At 57.2% G+C, this 17,624-nt stretch carries 15 protein-coding genes and 1 tRNA gene; 10 read left to right on the top strand and 6 right to left on the bottom strand.

What is annotated here, in order from left to right; genetic code table 11:
- The first annotated feature begins 40 nt into the window (after nucleotides 1-40).
- The 7 genes from ACR0LI_RS06540 to ACR0LI_RS06510 all read left to right on the top strand — a co-directional run bounded on the left by ACR0LI_RS06540 (nucleotide 41) and on the right by ACR0LI_RS06510 (nucleotide 8,095).
- Entirely contained in the window at nucleotides 41-1,465 is a 1,425-nt protein-coding gene (locus tag ACR0LI_RS06540) for a cryptochrome/photolyase family protein (RefSeq protein ID WP_480718210.1), read from the top strand.
- A gap of 69 nt (nucleotides 1,466-1,534) precedes the next feature.
- Nucleotides 1,535-2,743 (top strand): class I SAM-dependent methyltransferase, encoded by a 1,209-nt coding sequence (locus ACR0LI_RS06535; protein ID WP_480718209.1) that lies wholly within the window; start codon nucleotides 1,535-1,537, stop codon nucleotides 2,741-2,743.
- Nucleotides 2,744-2,758: 15 nt separating this feature from the next.
- Complete coding sequence (locus ACR0LI_RS06530; protein ID WP_480718208.1) at nucleotides 2,759-3,199, top strand: TrgA family protein; 441 nt, start codon at nucleotides 2,759-2,761, stop codon at nucleotides 3,197-3,199.
- Nucleotides 3,200-3,226: 27 nt separating this feature from the next.
- The gene (locus ACR0LI_RS06525) at nucleotides 3,227-4,342 is read left to right on the top strand and encodes an NUDIX domain-containing protein (RefSeq protein WP_209833298.1); all 1,116 of its coding nucleotides are present in this window, start codon (nucleotides 3,227-3,229) and stop codon (nucleotides 4,340-4,342) included.
- A 68-nt stretch (nucleotides 4,343-4,410) separates the two neighbouring features.
- Nucleotides 4,411-5,445, top strand: coding sequence for a cysteine synthase A (locus ACR0LI_RS06520; protein WP_480619234.1), 1,035 nt, complete (start codon nucleotides 4,411-4,413; stop codon nucleotides 5,443-5,445).
- Nucleotides 5,445-7,871, top strand: coding sequence for a DUF3772 domain-containing protein (locus tag ACR0LI_RS06515; protein ID WP_480718207.1), 2,427 nt, complete (start codon nucleotides 5,445-5,447; stop codon nucleotides 7,869-7,871). Before ACR0LI_RS06520 ends, ACR0LI_RS06515 begins: the two co-directional genes overlap by 1 nt.
- A 134-nt stretch (nucleotides 7,872-8,005) precedes the next feature.
- A tRNA-Ser gene (locus tag ACR0LI_RS06510) sits at nucleotides 8,006-8,095 on the top strand.
- Nucleotides 8,096-8,500: 405 nt separating this feature from the next.
- On the opposite strand, the gene ACR0LI_RS06505 is transcribed toward ACR0LI_RS06510, so the two are convergent.
- The 5 genes from ACR0LI_RS06505 to ACR0LI_RS06485 are packed head-to-tail and all read right to left on the bottom strand — an operon-like array spanning nucleotide 8,501 to nucleotide 13,300.
- Nucleotides 8,501-9,979 carry an aldehyde dehydrogenase gene (locus tag ACR0LI_RS06505; RefSeq protein ID WP_171723650.1) on the bottom strand — a complete coding sequence of 493 codons (1,479 nt, stop codon included), beginning with the start codon at nucleotides 9,977-9,979 and terminating at the stop codon, nucleotides 8,501-8,503.
- 9 nt (nucleotides 9,980-9,988) lie between these two features.
- Nucleotides 9,989-11,023, bottom strand: a complete 1,035-nt coding sequence (locus ACR0LI_RS06500) for an LLM class flavin-dependent oxidoreductase (protein ID WP_171632899.1) — start codon at nucleotides 11,021-11,023, stop codon at nucleotides 9,989-9,991.
- A 3-nt stretch (nucleotides 11,024-11,026) separates the two neighbouring features.
- The gene (locus ACR0LI_RS06495; RefSeq protein ID WP_480718206.1) at nucleotides 11,027-11,944 is read right to left on the bottom strand and encodes a flavin reductase family protein; all 918 of its coding nucleotides are present in this window, start codon (nucleotides 11,942-11,944) and stop codon (nucleotides 11,027-11,029) included.
- Entirely contained in the window at nucleotides 11,941-12,729 is a 789-nt protein-coding gene (locus ACR0LI_RS06490) for an alpha/beta fold hydrolase (protein WP_480718205.1), read from the bottom strand. Before ACR0LI_RS06490 ends, ACR0LI_RS06495 begins: the two co-directional genes overlap by 4 nt.
- Nucleotides 12,701-13,300 (bottom strand): amino acid synthesis family protein, encoded by a 600-nt coding sequence (locus ACR0LI_RS06485; RefSeq protein WP_480718204.1) that lies wholly within the window; start codon nucleotides 13,298-13,300, stop codon nucleotides 12,701-12,703. The genes ACR0LI_RS06490 and ACR0LI_RS06485 overlap by 29 nt, the downstream gene beginning before the upstream one ends.
- 106 nt (nucleotides 13,301-13,406) lie before the next feature.
- Here ACR0LI_RS06485 and ACR0LI_RS06480 point away from each other — a divergent pair, with 106 nt between their 5' ends.
- Nucleotides 13,407-14,249 (top strand): LysR family transcriptional regulator, encoded by an 843-nt coding sequence (locus ACR0LI_RS06480; protein WP_171723389.1) that lies wholly within the window; start codon nucleotides 13,407-13,409, stop codon nucleotides 14,247-14,249.
- A 33-nt stretch (nucleotides 14,250-14,282) separates the two neighbouring features.
- On the opposite strand, the gene ACR0LI_RS06475 is transcribed toward ACR0LI_RS06480, so the two are convergent.
- Nucleotides 14,283-15,467: a M24 family metallopeptidase gene (locus ACR0LI_RS06475; RefSeq protein ID WP_480619242.1), complete on the bottom strand. Its 1,185-nt coding sequence runs from the start codon at nucleotides 15,465-15,467 to the stop codon at nucleotides 14,283-14,285.
- A 195-nt stretch (nucleotides 15,468-15,662) separates the two neighbouring features.
- Here ACR0LI_RS06475 and ACR0LI_RS06470 point away from each other — a divergent pair, with 195 nt between their 5' ends.
- Nucleotides 15,663-16,808: a M24 family metallopeptidase gene (locus ACR0LI_RS06470; protein ID WP_209833282.1), complete on the top strand. Its 1,146-nt coding sequence runs from the start codon at nucleotides 15,663-15,665 to the stop codon at nucleotides 16,806-16,808.
- Nucleotides 16,805-17,515, top strand: a complete 711-nt coding sequence (locus tag ACR0LI_RS06465) for a maleate cis-trans isomerase family protein (RefSeq protein WP_171723386.1) — start codon at nucleotides 16,805-16,807, stop codon at nucleotides 17,513-17,515. Before ACR0LI_RS06470 ends, ACR0LI_RS06465 begins: the two co-directional genes overlap by 4 nt.
- The last annotated feature ends 109 nt before the right edge of the window (nucleotides 17,516-17,624 follow it).

Below are 17,624 nucleotides of genomic sequence, written 5' to 3'. Positions count from 1 at the left end.
TTGAGGGTGCGTAGAAATCAAAAAACCTCAAGGGCGTATTGTGAAGCAACAGCAGGCTCCGATCATTTTGTGGTTTCGACAGGACTTGCGTCTGTCGGACCACCCCGCGTTGACTGCGGCGGCCGAAAGTGGCCGTCCGGTCATACCTTTGTTTATTCATGACCATCTGGTCGAACAGATGGGGGCCGGGCCGAAGTGGCGGTTGGGCTTGGGGTTGGAGGCTTTCAAAGCGTCACTGGCCGATATGGGCAGCCGACTTATTTTTCGACGCGGCGACGCGCTTGAACAGGTGCAGCAGGTTGTGGCCGAGACCGGCGCAACCTCCGTCTTCTGGTCCCGCGCTTACGATCCGGCCTCAATCGAACGTGACAGGAAGATCAAGTCTGTGCTTACAAAAGAAGGAGTGACGGCAAAGTCATTTGCCGGGCATCTTCTTTTCGAACCCTGGACCGTCGCCACCAAGTCGGGGCATCCATTCAGGGTCTACACACCCATGTGGCGTGCGGTTCAGGGGCGGGATGTACAATTTCCCAATGCGCGGGTTGCCGATTTGCAGGCCCCGGTGTCGTGGCCCGCTTCTGACAAATTGAGCGATTGGCAGATGGGGAATGCCATGAACAGGGGCGCGGCCGTCGTTCGCCCTCATGTAAAACCCGGCGAACAGGCCGCTTTGGATCATCTAGAGGCGTTTCTTGAGCGAATTTCTCACTATTCCAACAACCGGGACAGGTTGGATCAGGACGGAACGTCCAACCTGTCGGAATACCTGTCTTTGGGTGAAATTGGGCCGCGTATAGTCTGGCATATGGTCCAAAGGGCCGCATTGACCGGTACACCCGGTGCCGATGCCTATCTACGTCAACTCGTCTGGCGCGAGTTTGCCTATCACCTGATGTATCACACGCCCCAACTGGTGGCTTCCAACTGGAAGCCGGAATGGGACAGTTTTCCCTGGAATACTGATCCGGACCATCCCGAAGTCACTGCGTGGCGGCAGGCCAGAACTGGAATACCTGTTGTCGATGCCGGGCTGCGGCAAATGTATGTGACGGGTCGAATGCACAACCGGGCGAGGATGATTGTCGCAAGCTATCTGACCAAGCACCTGATGACTCATTGGAAAATAGGGATGACATGGTTCGAGGATTGCCTGATCGACTGGGATCCGGCCTGCAATGCCATGGGCTGGCAGTGGGTTGCTGGATCTGGGCCCGATGCATCCCCGTTTTTTCGGATTTTCAATCCCCAGACGCAAGCCGAAAAATTCGATCCTGACGGGAATTTTACGCGTCGCTGGATCGCTGAAGGTTACACCGAACCCAGTCAATCCGCTTTGTCGTATTTTGATGCCGTCCCGCGTTCATGGGGGCTGCGTCCGGATGCGGATTACCCCAAACCCATAGTCGAATTGCCCGAAGGGCGGACCCGCGCGTTACGCGCATATGAAAGCCGAAAACCCCACTAAGGAACTGAAAACTTGCCAGAAACAATTTCGCCGCCTAGCTTTGTGGGCGTACCGCAGAGGGGAGAGCGGATGATCCTGACGACGACCGAAGGGCAAAAAGACCTGCCCAGATATTTCACCCAGGTCTTTAAAATGTTGAACCGGATGGAAACCGGGCGTCTTGATATTAGACTACCCGACGGTCGCACGTTTCGCGCAGAAGGCGCAAAGGCCGGGCCGGTGGCACAGGTCGATATTCACGACGACGATGTCTTTGCGCGCCTGATCCGCGAAGGAGAACTGGGTTTCTCCGATGCGTATCTGGACGGACATTGGAGTACACCCGATCTGCGATCTTTCATGGATCTTGTGCATCTTGGAACCGAGACCGTTTATGACGGGTTTACGGGCCAGTTTCTTGTTCAGGCCTATGAACGGCTGCGGTTCTGGCTGCACAGAAACAACAGGGCCCAAGCCAAGAAGAATATCTCGTATCACTACGATCTGGGTAACGAATTTTACAGTTCTTGGCTGGATGACACGATGACCTATTCCAGCGCGATTTTTGAGTCTGGGCAGGAAAGCCTCGAGAAGGCCCAGATCGCCAAATACGCAAGTCTTGTGGACGAGATGGGTGCCAAACCAGGTGACCATGTACTGGAGATCGGATGTGGCTGGGGCGGCTTCGCGGAATATGCCGCAAAGGAACGAGGTTTGCGTGTCACCGGCCTGACCATCAGTGAGGAGCAATTCAAGTACGCCAAGAAACGTATTGAAAAAGCTGGTCTATCAGATCGGGTTGAATTCAAGCTGCAAGACTATCGGGATGAACGCGGGGTCTATGACGGCATAGCTTCCATCGAAATGTTCGAGGCCGTGGGTCAGAAATACTGGCCGGTCTATTTCGAAACCGTTCGTGAGAGGTTGAAGCCCGGTGCCCAGGCAACCTTGCAAATCATCACCGTGGGTGATCACCGCTGGGATTTTTACAAGAACGGCGTTGATTTCATTCAAAAATATATCTTTCCCGGCGGGATGCTTCCGTCGCCGACCATCCTGCGTCAGCAGATCGATCAGGCCGGGTTGAAAGTCGTGCATTCGAAGGAATTCGGGAAAAGCTATGATCTGACTCTGCGCCGTTGGTATGAAACGTTCAACGACAAATGGGATCAGATCTCGGACATGGGGTTTGATGAGCGTTTCCGCCGCATGTGGAATTATTATTTGACTGCGTGCGGTGCGGCCTTTGACACGGGCAATTGCGATGTGACACAGATCACAATAGCAAAACCAAGTTAACTCACGGACCGTCACATGCCCACTGCCTCGCGTCTCGTCGCCGCTGTTTGTCTCGTCGTGCTGGCCTTTCTTGTTTCAGGCATGGTTATCGAAAACGGCGAAGAGGGTAAGGACTATGGCTACTTCACTTATGTGAACATGGCTCTTGGTGCGATCTGTGGTTGGAAAATCATGGGCAAGCGCGCTGGGCGTGGTTGGACCGCGGGCATAAACAACGGCCTGACCGGCGTTGTTTCGCTGATTTTCTGGGCACTGTTCGTGCAGGGGTGCTACCGCATGTTCGACCTTGCAATGCGCAATCGATATGGCGGTCCGTTCGAAGCTGTGATGGCCATTTTTTCGATTGGAATCGATTATGGCAAGCAGCTGATCTATCCCGAAATTCTGGTTACGCTTGCAATAGGCGCCGTTGTCGCCGGTCTGGCGACGGAACAGGCCAGTCGCAAATGGCGCTGAATCGTTTCGTCACAAGAGAGATTGAATTTGTCTGATTTGTTTTTCTATGGAACGTTGCGGTATCTGCCTCTGTTGCAGCGTGTCCTGGGCCGTCCGCTGAGCGAAATAACGTTTCACGCTGCCAAGCTGTGCGATCACGCGGTTCACGCGGTTCAGGGGCAGGATTTCCCGATGATCCTGCCCGCCAAGGGCGCCGCTGCCGAAGGTCTGCTGGTGCAGGGCCTGTCCTCCGATGATCTGGCCAGACTGGCTTATTACGAAGGATCCTTCGACTATGACCTGAAATCGTTGACGGTCATTCTGGAGGACGGGGGCGAAGCACAGGCGCAGGTCTTTTTTCCGACCCCGGGCGCGTGGCAACCCGGTGAGTTGTGGTCGTTGCAGGGCTGGGCGGACAAATTGGGCGAGGTTACGGCGCTCGCCGCCGAAGAAGAAATGGCCTATTTCGGCAAAGTCGATCCCAAAACCATGGCGCGCAGTGTCCGTGCCATTCAAACCCGTGCCTGGGCAAAGATCATGGCCAGGCAACGGCGAACCGGCGATCTGCGGAACATAGCCGAAGACGTAATCGTGCACCGGCACGAACGCGTTTACGTCGACTATTTCGGGATGGAGGAAATAGACCTTCAGCACCGGCAGCATGACGGCAGCATGGGTCCGGTGCTGCACCGGGGCGGTTTGATGCAGGGCAGCGCCGTGTCCGTTCTGCCCTATGACCCGATTCGCGACACCGTGCTTTTGGTCGAGCAGTTCAGACCGCCGGTGTTTTTGATCGATGATCCAGAGCCCTGGCTTTGGGAAGCGGTTGCCGGGATGATCGACCCCGGCGAAACGCCGGAACAGACGGCACATCGCGAAGCCATGGAGGAAGCCGGAGTTCGATTTGACAGGCTGGAATATGCGGGCGGGGCGTATTCCTCCAGCGGGTCGTCGACGGGTTTCATGTATCTCTATGTCGGGCTTGGCAACTTGACCCAGACAACCATCACCGGCGGTCTTGATATAGAAGGCGAAGATATTCGCAGTCGGATACTGCCGTTCGACGAGTTCATCGATATGACAGACCGTCATCTTTTCAAGGATTTGCAGCTGGTGTCTCTGGCTTACTGGCTGGCCCGCCATCGGGATCGTTTGCGCGCGTGACTATCGCGCTTGTGGTCCCGGCAGTGCGCCTGTAAATCTTCGAAGATACCAAATGACAAGAGGCGACCATGCGCATTGCACGAGATCTTGCTGACGCAGTAGGAAAAACACCGTTGATCCGGCTGCGCCGCATCAGCGAAGAGACTGGATGCGAGATTCTTGGCAAAGCCGAGTTCATGAACCCTGGGCAGTCGGTAAAGGATCGTGCTGCTCTTTTTATCATCAAAGATGCCATCGCGCGTGGGGATCTGAAACCGGGCGGCACCATCGTGGAAGGCACCGCTGGCAACACCGGTATTGGCCTGGCCCTGGTCGGTGCGTCGATGGGGTTCAAAACGGTTATCGTTATCCCCGAGACCCAATCGGAAGAGAAGAAGGATATGCTGCGTCTGGCGGGCGCACAGTTGGTTCAGGTACCCGCGGCCCCGTATCGCAACCCCAACAATTTCGTGCACTATTCCCGCCGTCTGGCCGAGGAACTGGCGCAGACAGAACCCAATGGCGCAATCTGGGCCAACCAGTTCGACAATGTGGCGAATCGCCAGGCACATGTGGAAACCACGGGGCCCGAGATCTGGGAGCAGACAGACGGCAAGGTTGACGGTTTCGTCAGCGCAGTCGGTTCGGGTGGGACATTGGCAGGCGTTGCCCAGGTTTTGCAACCCAAGGGCGTCAAGATCGGTCTTGCCGATCCCATGGGGGCTGGCCTGTATTCGTATTACACGACAGGCGAGATCGCGATGGAAGGTGGGTCGATCGCCGAAGGTATCGGGCAGGTGCGTATCACCAAAAACCTGGAAGGGTTCACGCCGGATTTTTCTTATCAGATCACCGATAACGAAGCGCTGCCCTACATCTTTGATCTTCTGCGCGAAGAAGGCCTGGTCATGGGCGGGTCGACCGCAATCAACATGGCAGGGGCGGTGCGCTTGGCCAAGGAAATGGGACCGGGTCATACCATTGTGACTATCCTGTGCGATTATGGCACAAGGTATCAATCCAAGCTGTTCAACCCCGAGTTCCTGCGTGAAAAAGAGCTTCCGGTTCCGGATTGGATGACTGAGGCACCGCGTAGCATTCCCGGCGTTTTCGAGGACGTGTGATGCTTGGACGGGTCCGCCTGTTTCTGACCCTGCTATTCCTGTGCTTAGTCGGCTTTTCGAATAGCGCTGTCGCGCAGCTGACGGATCGGCAAAGTGAATATTACCAAGGTTGGGTGAAAACCGCGAACCGCGCCGAAGCCGTTATCGAGGCGAACCGCGCCTCTGACGCCGCGCTAGAGAATTTGCGCTCGGAAATAAGTGGTTACAGGGAAGACTTCAATCGGGCTCGTGGGGCAAATACCGACCGCATAACGACGCTGGAAAGCCAGTTAAAAGCGTTGGGCCCCAAACCCGAAGGGGACACGACCGAGCCTGAAGACATAGCCAAGCTTCGCACGCATCTTGAGGATCAGCTCAACAGTCTGCGTGTGCCGCGCATCATATCCGAAGAGGCGTATAGCCGTGCGAACGGGCTGATCAGCGAAATTGATCGGATCATTCGCGCGCGGCAGAAAAAAGAGTTCTTCGAACAGGGCCCGTCACCGATCAACCCGGCGCATTGGGGACCGGCATGGGTGGATGTCAAAGAGGCCGTTCAAAGCCTGGCAAATGAAACGATCACGAACTTGCGTTCAGATGTCGTGCGCGAGCAAATTCGCGCTCGTGGTCTCGCAATCTTCATACTTCTGATCATTTCAGCCGTGCTGCTGATCTTTGGAAAACGGTGGTCCGAACTTGGAGGCGACTACCTGAGGTTGCTCGGCGGGGCCGGGACGGGGGTCTGGTCGTTCGTAATCTCACTGCTGCGAATTCTGTTGCCATGGATCGGTGTGGTGGCCGTGGTTACGGCGATCAGTCTCACCGGGGTTCCGGGTCTGCGGGGCAGCCTTTTGCTTCAGAATATTCCGTATTGGGCAGCGATCGTATTTTTCTATGACTGGATTGGTCGCCAGGTATACGTGATCGGCGCGTCGCAAGGGTTCAAACGTCTGTCCGCTGCGCGCATCACCGAACTGCGCGTGTATATCGATCTGCTCGCCCTGATGCTGGTTCTGCACGAATTGGCGTTGCTGTTCGAACGGATCGAAAACATCTCCGACGCGACTCGCGCCGTGGTCAGTTTCCCGGTCATTGTCGCAACGGCTTTGTTGTTGTTGCGGATACGCCAGATTCGAACAACGGACGGGCCACCGGATCAGGTTGCCTCGACCCGTTCCGCGGGGTTCAGCCAATTGGTCGAATTCCTGCGCCGGGCTTTGTTCCTTTTGGGCATCGTGTCTCCCTTGCTGGCGATTTTCGGATACACCAATGCGGCCGAAGCCATCGTGTTTCCTGCCGTCAAGACATTGGTACTGATCGGGGCCTTGGTCATCCTGCAACGGTTCATCAGTCAGATTTACGGCTGGGTCACCGGGCAGGGCGAAGCCGCGGGGGATTCGCTTTTTTCCGTACTGGTCGGGTTTGCATTGGCCATCTTGGCGCTTCCCATTCTGGCGATCTATTGGGGTGCGCGGGAAACCGATCTGCTGGAAGCATGGTCGCGCCTGCTGCTTGGTTTTGATATCGGTGGCGTCACAATTTCGCCCAGCAACTTTCTGACCTTTGTTGCCGTGTTTGCAATCGGTTATACGCTGACGCGTCTGTTGCAAAGCGGGCTGCGCAATTCGCTTCTGCCGAAAACCAACATCGATCCGGGTGGCCAAAACGCGATTGTCGCGGGTTCGGGATACGTTGGCATATTTCTTGCCGCGTTGGTCGCAATCATGGTGGCCGGATTTGATCTGTCATCGCTGGCGATCGTCGCTGGCGCGCTGTCTGTTGGCATCGGCTTTGGTTTGCAGACAATCGTGTCGAACTTCGTTTCTGGCATCATCCTTTTGGTCGAGCGTCCGATTTCCAAGGGGGATTGGATCGATGTGAATGGCATGATGGGATATGTTAAGGACATTTCCGTTCGTTCGACCCGGGTCGAGACGTTCGACAGGACGGATGTTATCGTTCCGAACTCTGACCTGATCAGCGGTGTTGTAACAAACTATACCCGCGGCAACACGATCGGGCGGGTGATCGTTCCGGTGGGTGTTGCATACGGAACTGACACGCGCCTGGTCGAAACCATTCTGGGCGAAATCGCCAACAACCATCCGATGGTTTTGGCCAACCCGGCGCCAAGCGTTGTGTTCCAGGGGTTCGGCGCAGATTCCTTGGACTTCGAAATACGGGCGATCCTGCGGGATGTGAATTGGGCTCTGTCGGTAAAATCTGACATGAACCATGAAATCAACCGCAGATTCTCGGAAGCAGGGATCGAGATCCCGTTCGCACAACGTGATGTCTGGTTGCGAAATCCCGAAACCCTGCGGGCATCTAACCCGAGCAAGCAGGAGCCTTCCGTTTCTGTGCAGGATGAGCCACGCAAAGTCGCAGAGACTCCGGCGGATTTGACCGAGGCGGATATGGACCTGGGTGCCAGTGATGAGACATGAGTGGCCCAAACGCGGCACGTGTTGACCGTTGATCACCCCTCGGTGGGCGCATTGATTAAATTGCGCTATTCCCCTGAATTCGTCGAATTGAGGCCTTGCAAATCCGACAGCATTCGTCCAAATATCGCCGGCACGGAGAGGTGGCCGAGTGGTCGAAGGCGCACGCCTGGAAAGTGTGTAGGCGGGAAACCGTCTCCAGGGTTCGAATCCCTGTCTCTCCGCCACTTACCAATCGCGAACCCGATATCAGGTCCCTAGCGGGGCCTTTTTCTTTCTGTCTCAAAAGGGTTTAACGATGGCACTCGACTTTCAGAGAATGGCCCTCGGGCCTACAGGCGCACGCCGCGACGTGGATGGCGGAAACGGTCCTGCGCTATGTTTCCGACGCGAAGGAAGAAGTGCTGCGCCAATGGGATGAGCGTCTGGCTGCCGTTCGCGCTCAGTATCACACCTATCCGAAGCGCCTGCTCCGGATACCGACCAGCACGGAAGAGTGCCTGATCAGACAGCAAGACCTCGGCGTCGAGCGATATATCTGGCGCACTGGGGATGATGCCAGGGCCCGCGCCAGCCATGCGATGAAACGATGCTCCGGCAGTTCCTCGGGTGTCGAAAGCGCCCCGTGCTGGCTACCGCATGACGAACGGGTTCGACATTGGCTGTTCCGACGTATTCAGCCAGACGGTTTTGGTCCTTGTGTAATCGTGAATGGCCTCGATCCCGGCTTCTCTGCCATAGCCGGATTGATTGTAGCCTCCAAACGGAGCGATCGGGGACACTGCGCGATACGTGTTGATCCAACAAATTCCCGATTTCAGGCGGGATGAAACCCGATGGGCGCGGGCGACATTTTCAGTGAAAACGCCGGATCCAAGCCCGAACTGCGAGTCGTTGGCCAATGCGATCGCTTCTTCTTCCGTATCGAATGGCAGCAGAGACATCACGGGGCCGAACATTTCGACCTTCAGCGTCTCGGTCTCTGGACTCGAACATTCCACCAGCGTAGGGGCCATGAAGTTGCCCGGCCGGTCCAGAGGGTTTCCGCCGAAGCGGATGCGTGCGCCTTGTTCTGTGGCTTTCGCCAAAGTCGCCTGAATTCTGTCCACCTGAGCTGTGGTGCAAAGCGGGCCAATATGGGTGGCCGCTTCCAATGGGTCGCCGATTGCGACGCCCTTCATCTTCTGTTCGATCTTGTCAACAAGCGCTTCCAGTACCGGGCGATGTATAAACCCCCGCGAGCCGGCCACGCAGCTTTGACCCGAGGCGCCGAAGTTTCCTGCAATCAAACCATTGGCCGCGCCATCCAGATTGGCATCATCAAAAACGATGATCGGGGATTTCCCGCCCAGTTCCAAAGTAGTCACCGCAAAGTTCTCAGCCGAATTGCGCACGACATGGCGCGCTGTTTCCGGGCCGCCGGTGAATGCGATCCGGTCCACGTCCGGGTGACGCGTAAGCGGGATGGCGCAGTTTTCGGCATCCCCCGTAATGACAGAGACGACACCGGGCGGAAAGCCGGCTTCATCGATCAGCCGTGCGAACTCCAGCATCGGAGCGGGTGCAATTTCAGAGGCCTTCAGCACGACCGAACAGCCTGCCGCTATCGCGGGGCCAAGCTTGGTCGCGGTCAGGAACATCTGAGCGTTCCAGGGGACGATTGCGACCACCACGCCAATCGGTTCGCGTTTGGTGAAGACGTGCATGTCCGGTTTGTCGATCGGAAGTACCGCCCCTTCGATCTTGTCCGCAAGCCCCGCATAATATCGATAATAGTCACCGACATAGGCTGTTTGGCTTGCGGTTTCGGCAAGCAGTTTGCCGCTGTCTGTGGTCTCAAGCTGGCCTAGGTGTCCGGCGTTTTCCTCGATCAGCTGGGCAAGTTTGAACAACAGTTTGCCGCGTGCGGTTTGCGTCATGTCGCGCCACGCGGGATCATCAAGTGACCGTCGCGCGGCGGACACGGCGCGGTCAACGTCTTCGGATGCGGCACAGGCGAAACTGGACCAGTCTTGGCCCGTCGCCGGGTTTTGCGAATGCATCACTTGCCCGCGCGCCCCTTCGGTCCACGCGCCGTCGATGTAAAGCTGGAAATGTGGTTTCTGATGCATCATCGATCCTCACTGAAACTTTGGCATGACGTCGTCGATGAAACGGGCCAGCGATGCGCGTTTGCGTTCGAAACTCATACCGCTGTCTATCCAGAACGAATACTCATCATAGCCCAGATCTTCATAACGTTTCAGACGTTCCGTGACCCCATCCGGGGTTCCGACAGTCAGATCGCGCGCCAGGTTTTCCGGTGCCATCATCGTGTTGGCCGCCATCTCTTTGTCCGTCAACGTCTGGATCAAGCCCTGCCGGACCGGCCGCTTGTTTTGAAACCAGGCCCCGAAGTAGTTGTAGAAGCGCGACAATTCCCGAGCGGCCTGACCCAGATCACCATCGTCGCTGCCAACGTAAGTGTGATGTAGCAGCATGATCTTGGGGCGCGGCCCCTCATGGTTTGCGCATGCATCTTCAAAGCGCCCCATCAGCGTTTCAATCTCATGCATGCCCTGCCAGAGCGGTGTGACCTGAATGTTAAAGCCGTTTTGCACACCGAATTCATGACTGTTCGGATCCCGCGCCGCGATCCAGATGGGCGGCCCGCCGGGTTGCACGGGTTTGGGGGCCGAGGTGGTGGCGGGGAATTTGAAATATTCTCCATCATGGGCACAGTCACCCTCCCACAGCCGGGGCAAAAGTGGCGCGATTTCTCGCATGCGCTGGCCAGCATCCCATGCATCCATTCCCGGCATCATCCGTTCATATTCATACGAATAGGCGCCGCGGGCGATGCCCAGCTCGATACGGCCGCCTGTCATCAGGTCTGCCGCAGCCGTTTCGCCCGCCAGTTTGATCGGATGCCAGAACGGTGCAACAACTGTACCCGTGCCAAGCCGTACGTTCTTGGTGTGATGTGCGATATCCACCAAAGACATCAAAGGGTTGGGCGCGATCGTAAAGTCCATCCCGTGGTGCTCGCCGGTCCAGACGGCACGCATTCCCGCCTCATCGGCCATTTTACACAGCGCGATGAACTCTTCATACAGCTTCTCATGGGGTTGATCGGGGCTCAGCCGTTCCATGTGTGCAAAAAGGGAAAACTCCATCCATCAGGTCCTTTCAGAAAAGCTGTGCACGTCGCCTAGCTGCGCACTGCCCAGATACAGTGAGAAGTCGCGGGTCCGGCTTTCCAGCGCGAAACGGGAAATCATGGTGGTGATTGGCGTCGTCGTGTAGGAAAGGGTTGCCAGGTCTTCAATCGCGACGGCCTCAAGCTTGCCGTGTTTGGGAAGTTCCGGCGCATTGCCCAATATGTAGACATGATGCGCTGTGGCATCGTCATAGACCGAGTAGACGACGCCAAGACGTGCGTCGATGCCACGATCATGCAGATTCTGCCACAGGCTGTCGCGCAACTGTCGCCGGTCGGACAATGTGACCTGCGGCGGCCTGAAACCGGCATCCGTTTTCTCAAGCAGCACGCGGCCTTCGTGTTCGATGATTGCGCCACAGACGATCCTGCGCCCCGTCGGTTCAAGTGCGCCGCGTTCCAGGCCAAGGCTGAAGTACTGCCCGTTCGCGTAGCCCAGCGCCGGGTGGTCGTTGTGGGAATAGGCTTCGACTTGTCCGATCAGAACGCAGTGGTCTCCTGCCTCGATCACTTGGTGGGTCCGGCAGGAAAATGTTGCGACCGCGCCGTTGATCAAAGGGATCTCTTGCGCGTCGAGATCATGGTCGGTTTTGGCGAACCGGTCACCTTTGAAGCCGGCGAAGGTGTTGGACACATCCTCTTGCCCCTCGGCCAGAACACTCACCGTGAAATGGGTGCAGGTCGAGAATTCGCCGTATGAAGACAAGTTCTTGCCGGGGCAGACGATCAACAGCGGCGGGTCGAGCGAAACCGAAGTGAAGGAGTTTGCCGTGAAGCCCAGGGCCATGCCAGAGGCGCTACGCGTGGTAACGACGGTCACGCCGGTCATGAATTTGCCGAATGCCCGCCGAAGGTCGCGGGGATCAAGTTCGGTCATGATTGCACCTCGCTTTGAAAGCTGGAAATGGCGGCGTTGACCTGATTTGCATGGGTCATCGGCATCATATGGGCCGCCCCATCGATGATCAGCGCGCGGCCGTTCGGGGTGACTTCGGCCATTTTGTGCGACATGTCTGGGGTGGAGTTCGGCTCCTGACTGCCGGTTATGAACAGCGCGGGGCAGGCGAGTTTCTCCAGCGCGTCGCGCCGCGGAGTTCGGCTTTGGGCAAAAACCGAATAGGCCAGCTTGTAAGCAGCCGGATCCATTGCCGTCAGCCATTCGCGGCAGGCATCACGTTCAGGCGAACCGATGTCACCAAACCACCGGCGCAGCGTGCTGGTTGGATCAACCGGTGTTTCCCCATCCAGCGCCGCCGCTCGTTCCTGAACCGCCAGCGCGGCCTTTGCGCCGCGTTCAAAAACGGTATTCATTGCCACGACGCCGCAAATCCGGTCGGGCGCCTTGGTGGCAAGGTCCAACGCGATCATTGCGCCCATCGAGTGGCCGACAACAAGGACGGGCCCGTTCAGATCGCGAAGCACGTTGTGTGCAGCATCACTGTATTCCGACAGTTCCGTGCCGAAAAAACTCAGTGGGCTTTCTCCGTGACCGGGCATGTCCGGCGCTGTCAGTCGAGCTACAGACGCCAAACCGTCCAACTGCGCACCCCAGGCTTCGGCCCGCAGGCCAACCCCGTGCAGCAACAGGATGTCCGGACCTGTGCCTGCCTGGATGGCGGCCAGCCCGCCGATTTCAGACCGCAGCCGGGTTGTCCACGTCATGACCCAAATCCTTGAGATCCTGATACCGGTCGCCGATACGGTGATGCGGTCTGCCCGATGTTGCCGCCCCCAGTACCACCACAATTTCGTCGTCGCGCGGTGCGTCCGGGATCGCGAATTGAACGGTCAGGTAGTGAGACCGACGCCCGGCATCGTTTTTGTCCATCAATGGCACCATGATCGGCGCATTTGCGGGGCCGCGCGTGTTTGTGAAAGCCAGATAGGATTTCGCGCTGACCGCCTGCCGGTAGTGATTGCCGAACCGAAGGGTATGAATAATGCCCGAGGCGTGCTCGACCTCGCCATTCAATCCGACGACGGCTGCCTTTCCATAGGCTTCGATTGCGTCGCCACTGCTGGCCAACGCGATCATGCGGTCCGTCATCATCTTTCCCAGTATGGGGCCATATGCGTGGATTTCCGGTTTGAGGTCTTCGACATATCGACCCGCCCAGGGATTGGTAATCACTGCGGCCACGGCGAACATGCGCCATGGGATTTCCGCAGGGCGAAATCCCTCGACAAGAACTTCCTCGTCGTAGGTTACAATCTTGCGTATTTCCGGCTTCATCACACCTCTCCTGTCGCGCTGGGAAAAGGTAGAAACGGGTGTGGTTTTTGACAAATGATTGAATTATGTGCTTTCGCATTAAAAAGATTAATGGCTAACTTGATCAATGGCAAAATCACTTCCCCCCCTGACCTGGTTCCGATCCTTCGAGGCGGCGGCCCGGACCCTGAGTTTTACCGCAGCGGCCGAGGAAATCGGCCTGACCCAATCGGCAGTCAGTCAGCAGGTGAAATCCCTTGAGATGCGTCTGGGGACAGCGCTTTTCATAAGGCATCCGCGCAGTCTGGCCCTGACGGATGCAGGGCGGAAACTGCTGCCCGAAGTCGGCAGTGCGCTTGAGGCGCTTGCCGCCGCCGCCGGAAGGGCCGACGCTAGCGCACCAGGAGATGTCCTGACAGTGGCCACATCTGTCAGCGTCGCGCAATGGGTCATCGCCCCAAACCTCGCGGACTTCACCACCCGCAATCCAGAGATCAGCGTGCGGCTGCTCAGCGCAATCTGGCCTGACGATTTTAACGCGTCGCAAGCTGACGTTCAGGTCAGGTTCGGATCGGAAAAACAAGTGGGCAGGGGGGGCGAACGTTTGCGGCCTGACAGGCTTGTCGCTCTCAAGGCGCCGACGCTTGCAGGGGATCCGTTTGACCTTCCGCTGATAGAGGCAGTCGGCACGTCAAGCGGATGGAAGACGTGGTTCGACAAGCAGGGCGTGCAGCGGCAGCCTGCCGTTTTCGTCGATACGTTCGGCATGGCGCTTCAATTGGCGGTTCATGGCAGCGGGGTTGCCCTGATCAGCGAGTTTCTGGCGAAACATGCGATGATAACCGGTCTTGTCGAAAGCGCACATGACAGCACTGTCGACTGCAACGAAGGGTATTATCTTTCAGCTGACGCCAGCAATCCAGCGGCCGCATTATTTCGTGACTGGTTGCTTGAACAGATACGTGTTTGATCAGGCGCGGGCCTAGGATCGTTCGTGCACCACTCAGGGCTTGACGAATACTTTGCGTGGTCGTTTGCACAGACACTCTGCGGGGCCGTTTTCAGTGATCAGGATGGATTCGGTGATCGCAAGCCCCCAATCATCCATCCAGAGCCCGGGCATGAAGTGAAATGTCATGCCAGATTCGAGGATCGTATTGTCTTCTTCCCGCAGCGAGATCGTGCGTTCGCCCCAGTCCGGAGGATAGCTGAGGCCGACAGGATAACCACAGCGGGCGCCGCGTTCGATCCCCGCACGTTCGAGAGGCGCCGCCAGCGCTTTGGCAATATCTTTTGCGCGATTGCCGGGGCGCGCAGCCTCCAGACCCGCTTCCAACCCTTCAACCAAGGCCGCCTCAGCCCTTTTGAGATAATCAGGCGGTTGACCCAGAAATACCGACCGGCAGAACGGAGCATGATATCGGCGGTAGCAGCCGGAGAGCTCGAAGAAGGTGCATTCGCCCGATTTGAACACATCTCCATTCCATGTCAGATGCGGCGCGGCGGCGTCTGACCCTGACGGTAAAAGTGGGACGATGGCTGCGTAATCCCCCCAGTCATCACCGACGCCCGTTATCGCGTCATGGTAAATCTGTGCGACCAGCTCGTTCTTGCGCAGGCCGGGTTCAACGCGCTCAAGCACGCCGTCAGTCACAAACTCTGAAATCCGGGCCGCCTTGCGCATCAGGGCGATTTCTTCGTCAGATTTCACGACCCGTTGCCAGTTGACCAAGGCCGTTGCATCGATCAGGGTTGCCCCGGGCAGTTCCGTCGTCAGAGTAATATGGGCTTTGGCCGAATAGTAATAATTGTCAAGTTCCACCCCAATGCGGCTTTGGCCGTGTCCGCAGTCCGCAATAAGTTTGGCCAGATCCTGCATTGGATGTCGTGTGGTCGACTGCACGAAGTGATCCGCGTATCCAAAAACCCGATCGTCCCCCATCCACACCGTGCGCAGCGCACCGTTTGCATCCTGCCGGCGCCCCCACCAGATCGGGTCCGCGTCAAGAAAGATCAAGGCACCCTGGTGAACGTAAAAAGACCAGCCCTCATACCCGGTGAGCCATCCAATGTTCGAAGGGTCTTCGACAAAAAGGCAATCAATTCCTTTTGCGGCCATCGCCTTTCGGGTCTTGGCAAGACGGCGATCATATTCCGCCCGGCTGAAGGCTGGATCAGAGTGGGTCATTGGCGCCTCCGGTCAACAAAAGACTTTGGTTGACAGAACCCTACCGATCCGCTCACGTCAACGAACGAAAATTCAGGGGGGCTGCATGAAAACCGATATCAATCCGCACCGAACGGGCCGAAGCATCGGGCCATTCAAGCGGTGTCATTTCCACGTTTCAGGCTGCATGCGGCGCCCCACCTCTGAGGTCGCCGGATGAGAGGGTTCGAGCCAGCAGAATTCTCAGCGCGCACCGAACGCGCACAGGTGATGATGAATGCCGCTGGCCTGTCGGCGCTGCTGCTGACCACGGAAACCGACGTGCGTTATTTTACCGGATACCTGACCAGATTCTGGGAAAGCCCGACTCGTCCTTGGTTCCTGATCCTGCCTGCGGTTGGTAAACCGGTTGCAGTCATCCCCTCGATCGGCGCCTCGTTGATGGGGCAAACCTGGATCGATGACATTCGAACGTGGAGCTCACCCGATCTTCAGGATGACGGCGTCTCGCTTTTGACGGACACCCTGACGGAATTGACACCCCCCAAAGGCCGTATCGGAATGCCCGATGGTCACGAGACGCACGCGCGTATGCCCATGTCGGATATTGAACGCCTGCGAAACAGGCTCGGTTCGCGCCACATCACCGGAGATCACGGTATTTTGCGCCAACTTCGCATGGTCAAATCCGAGGCGGAAATAGCTAAAATCGAAACCGCATGCGCCATAGCCGGTCGAGCCTTCGCCCGGGTTCCCGAGGTTGCTCGGGTCGGCGTGCCTTTGGATGAAGTATTTCGCGGTTTCCAGATACTCTGTCTGGAAGAGGGCGCGGACTGGGTGCCGTATCTCGCAGGTGGGGCAGAGCAGGGCGGTTACTCTGACGTGATTTCTCCGGCGTCGTCGTCCCCCTTGAAGGCTGGCGATGTACTGATGCTTGACACCGGCTTGGTCTGGGATGGCTATTTCAGTGACTTCGACCGCAACTGGTCTGTCGGCCCGGCAAGTCCGGACGTGAAATCTGCTTACGCCAGGCTGATTGAGGCGTCGGATGCTGCATTCGAAATCGCGCGCCCCGGCGCCACCGCAGCAGAGTTGTTTCATGCCATGAACACGGTGCTGACCAAGGCGTCCGAAGGCACAGATGCCGGTCGGTTGGGGCATGGGTTGGGAATGTCGCTGACCGAATGGCCGTCGCTCATCCCGACGGACCAGACCGTTCTTGAGCCGGGCATGGTGCTGACCTTGGAGCCGGGCATTGCCGTTGGTGGCAAGATCTTGGTTCACGAAGAAAACATCGTCGTAACAGACGATGTTCCGCGCTTTATCAGCCCGCGTATCGGGCCGGAGATGATCCAGCTATGACCTACGTGCCATACACGCTTGACGAGGACGACCCGCAAGCCCCGCCGCTTGGATTGATTGTTCTTCAGGTCGATGAGACGATTGAGCCGGAGTTCGGCAAGATTTTCTCGGACCGGAAAAACCCGTTGTATGTAACACGGATACCCAGCGGCATTGAAGTGACACCAGAAAGTCTGGCCGAGATGGAAGAGGCCCTGCCGGCGGCGGCAGGGTTGCTGCCCAGCGCGCGTCCTTTCGAGGTGGTGGGTTATGGCTGCACGTCCGCAAGTTCCGTCATTGGTTCAAAACGTGTGGAGGAACTTGTCAAACAGTCGTGCAATACAAAAGAGGTTACGAACCCTTTGCGCGCGGCCACGGCCTGCGCCGCGGATCTTGGGGTGTCTAGGTTTGCGTTGCTGTCGCCTTACATCGAAGAGGTCAACGTACCGCTGCGTGCCGCGTTTTCGGAAAACGGGATAACCATGGATGTTTTCGGGACATTCGGGCAGGCCGAAGAGGCAAAGGTTGCTCGGATTTCTGTGCAGTCGGTGATCGAGGCCGCGACGAAACTGGGATCTGATCCATCGGTCGAGGCCGTTTTCCTCAGCTGTACCAACCTGCGCACGATTGAAGCGATTCCTGAGATTCGCAAGCGGATCGGTAAGCCAGTTCTTTCAAGTAATCAAAGCCTTGCATGGCATATGCGCCGCCTCAATCTTGCTGATTGAAACAGCAGAAATGACATGAAAATTCGCAAAAGCGTCATCTATTGTTGCCAAGTGCCCACTGCATGGTCTTAACTGCTGACTACAGATCAATGAAATCCGCAACACTCGG

Source organism: Ruegeria sp. CL7 (genome assembly GCF_056536445.1).
This window is presented reverse-complemented; position numbering and strand designations above follow the sequence as displayed.

Coding starts and splice junctions, on each gene's coding strand:
- ACR0LI_RS06480 (WP_171723389.1), top strand. CDS start 13,407: ATGGCAAAATCACTTCCCCCCCTGACCTGGTTCCGATCCTTCGAGGCG.
- ACR0LI_RS06515 (WP_480718207.1), top strand. CDS start 5,445: ATGCTTGGACGGGTCCGCCTGTTTCTGACCCTGCTATTCCTGTGCTTA.
- ACR0LI_RS06500 (WP_171632899.1), bottom strand. CDS start 11,023: ATGGAGTTTTCCCTTTTTGCACACATGGAACGGCTGAGCCCCGATCAA.
- ACR0LI_RS06530 (WP_480718208.1), top strand. CDS start 2,759: ATGCCCACTGCCTCGCGTCTCGTCGCCGCTGTTTGTCTCGTCGTGCTG.
- ACR0LI_RS06495 (WP_480718206.1), bottom strand. CDS start 11,944: ATGACCGAACTTGATCCCCGCGACCTTCGGCGGGCATTCGGCAAATTC.
- ACR0LI_RS06535 (WP_480718209.1), top strand. CDS start 1,535: ATGATCCTGACGACGACCGAAGGGCAAAAAGACCTGCCCAGATATTTC.
- ACR0LI_RS06485 (WP_480718204.1), bottom strand. CDS start 13,300: ATGAAGCCGGAAATACGCAAGATTGTAACCTACGACGAGGAAGTTCTT.
- ACR0LI_RS06465 (WP_171723386.1), top strand. CDS start 16,805: ATGACCTACGTGCCATACACGCTTGACGAGGACGACCCGCAAGCCCCG.
- ACR0LI_RS06475 (WP_480619242.1), bottom strand. CDS start 15,467: ATGACCCACTCTGATCCAGCCTTCAGCCGGGCGGAATATGATCGCCGT.
- ACR0LI_RS06470 (WP_209833282.1), top strand. CDS start 15,663: ATGAGAGGGTTCGAGCCAGCAGAATTCTCAGCGCGCACCGAACGCGCA.
- ACR0LI_RS06520 (WP_480619234.1), top strand. CDS start 4,411: ATGCGCATTGCACGAGATCTTGCTGACGCAGTAGGAAAAACACCGTTG.
- ACR0LI_RS06505 (WP_171723650.1), bottom strand. CDS start 9,979: ATGCATCAGAAACCACATTTCCAGCTTTACATCGACGGCGCGTGGACC.
- ACR0LI_RS06490 (WP_480718205.1), bottom strand. CDS start 12,729: ATGACGTGGACAACCCGGCTGCGGTCTGAAATCGGCGGGCTGGCCGCC.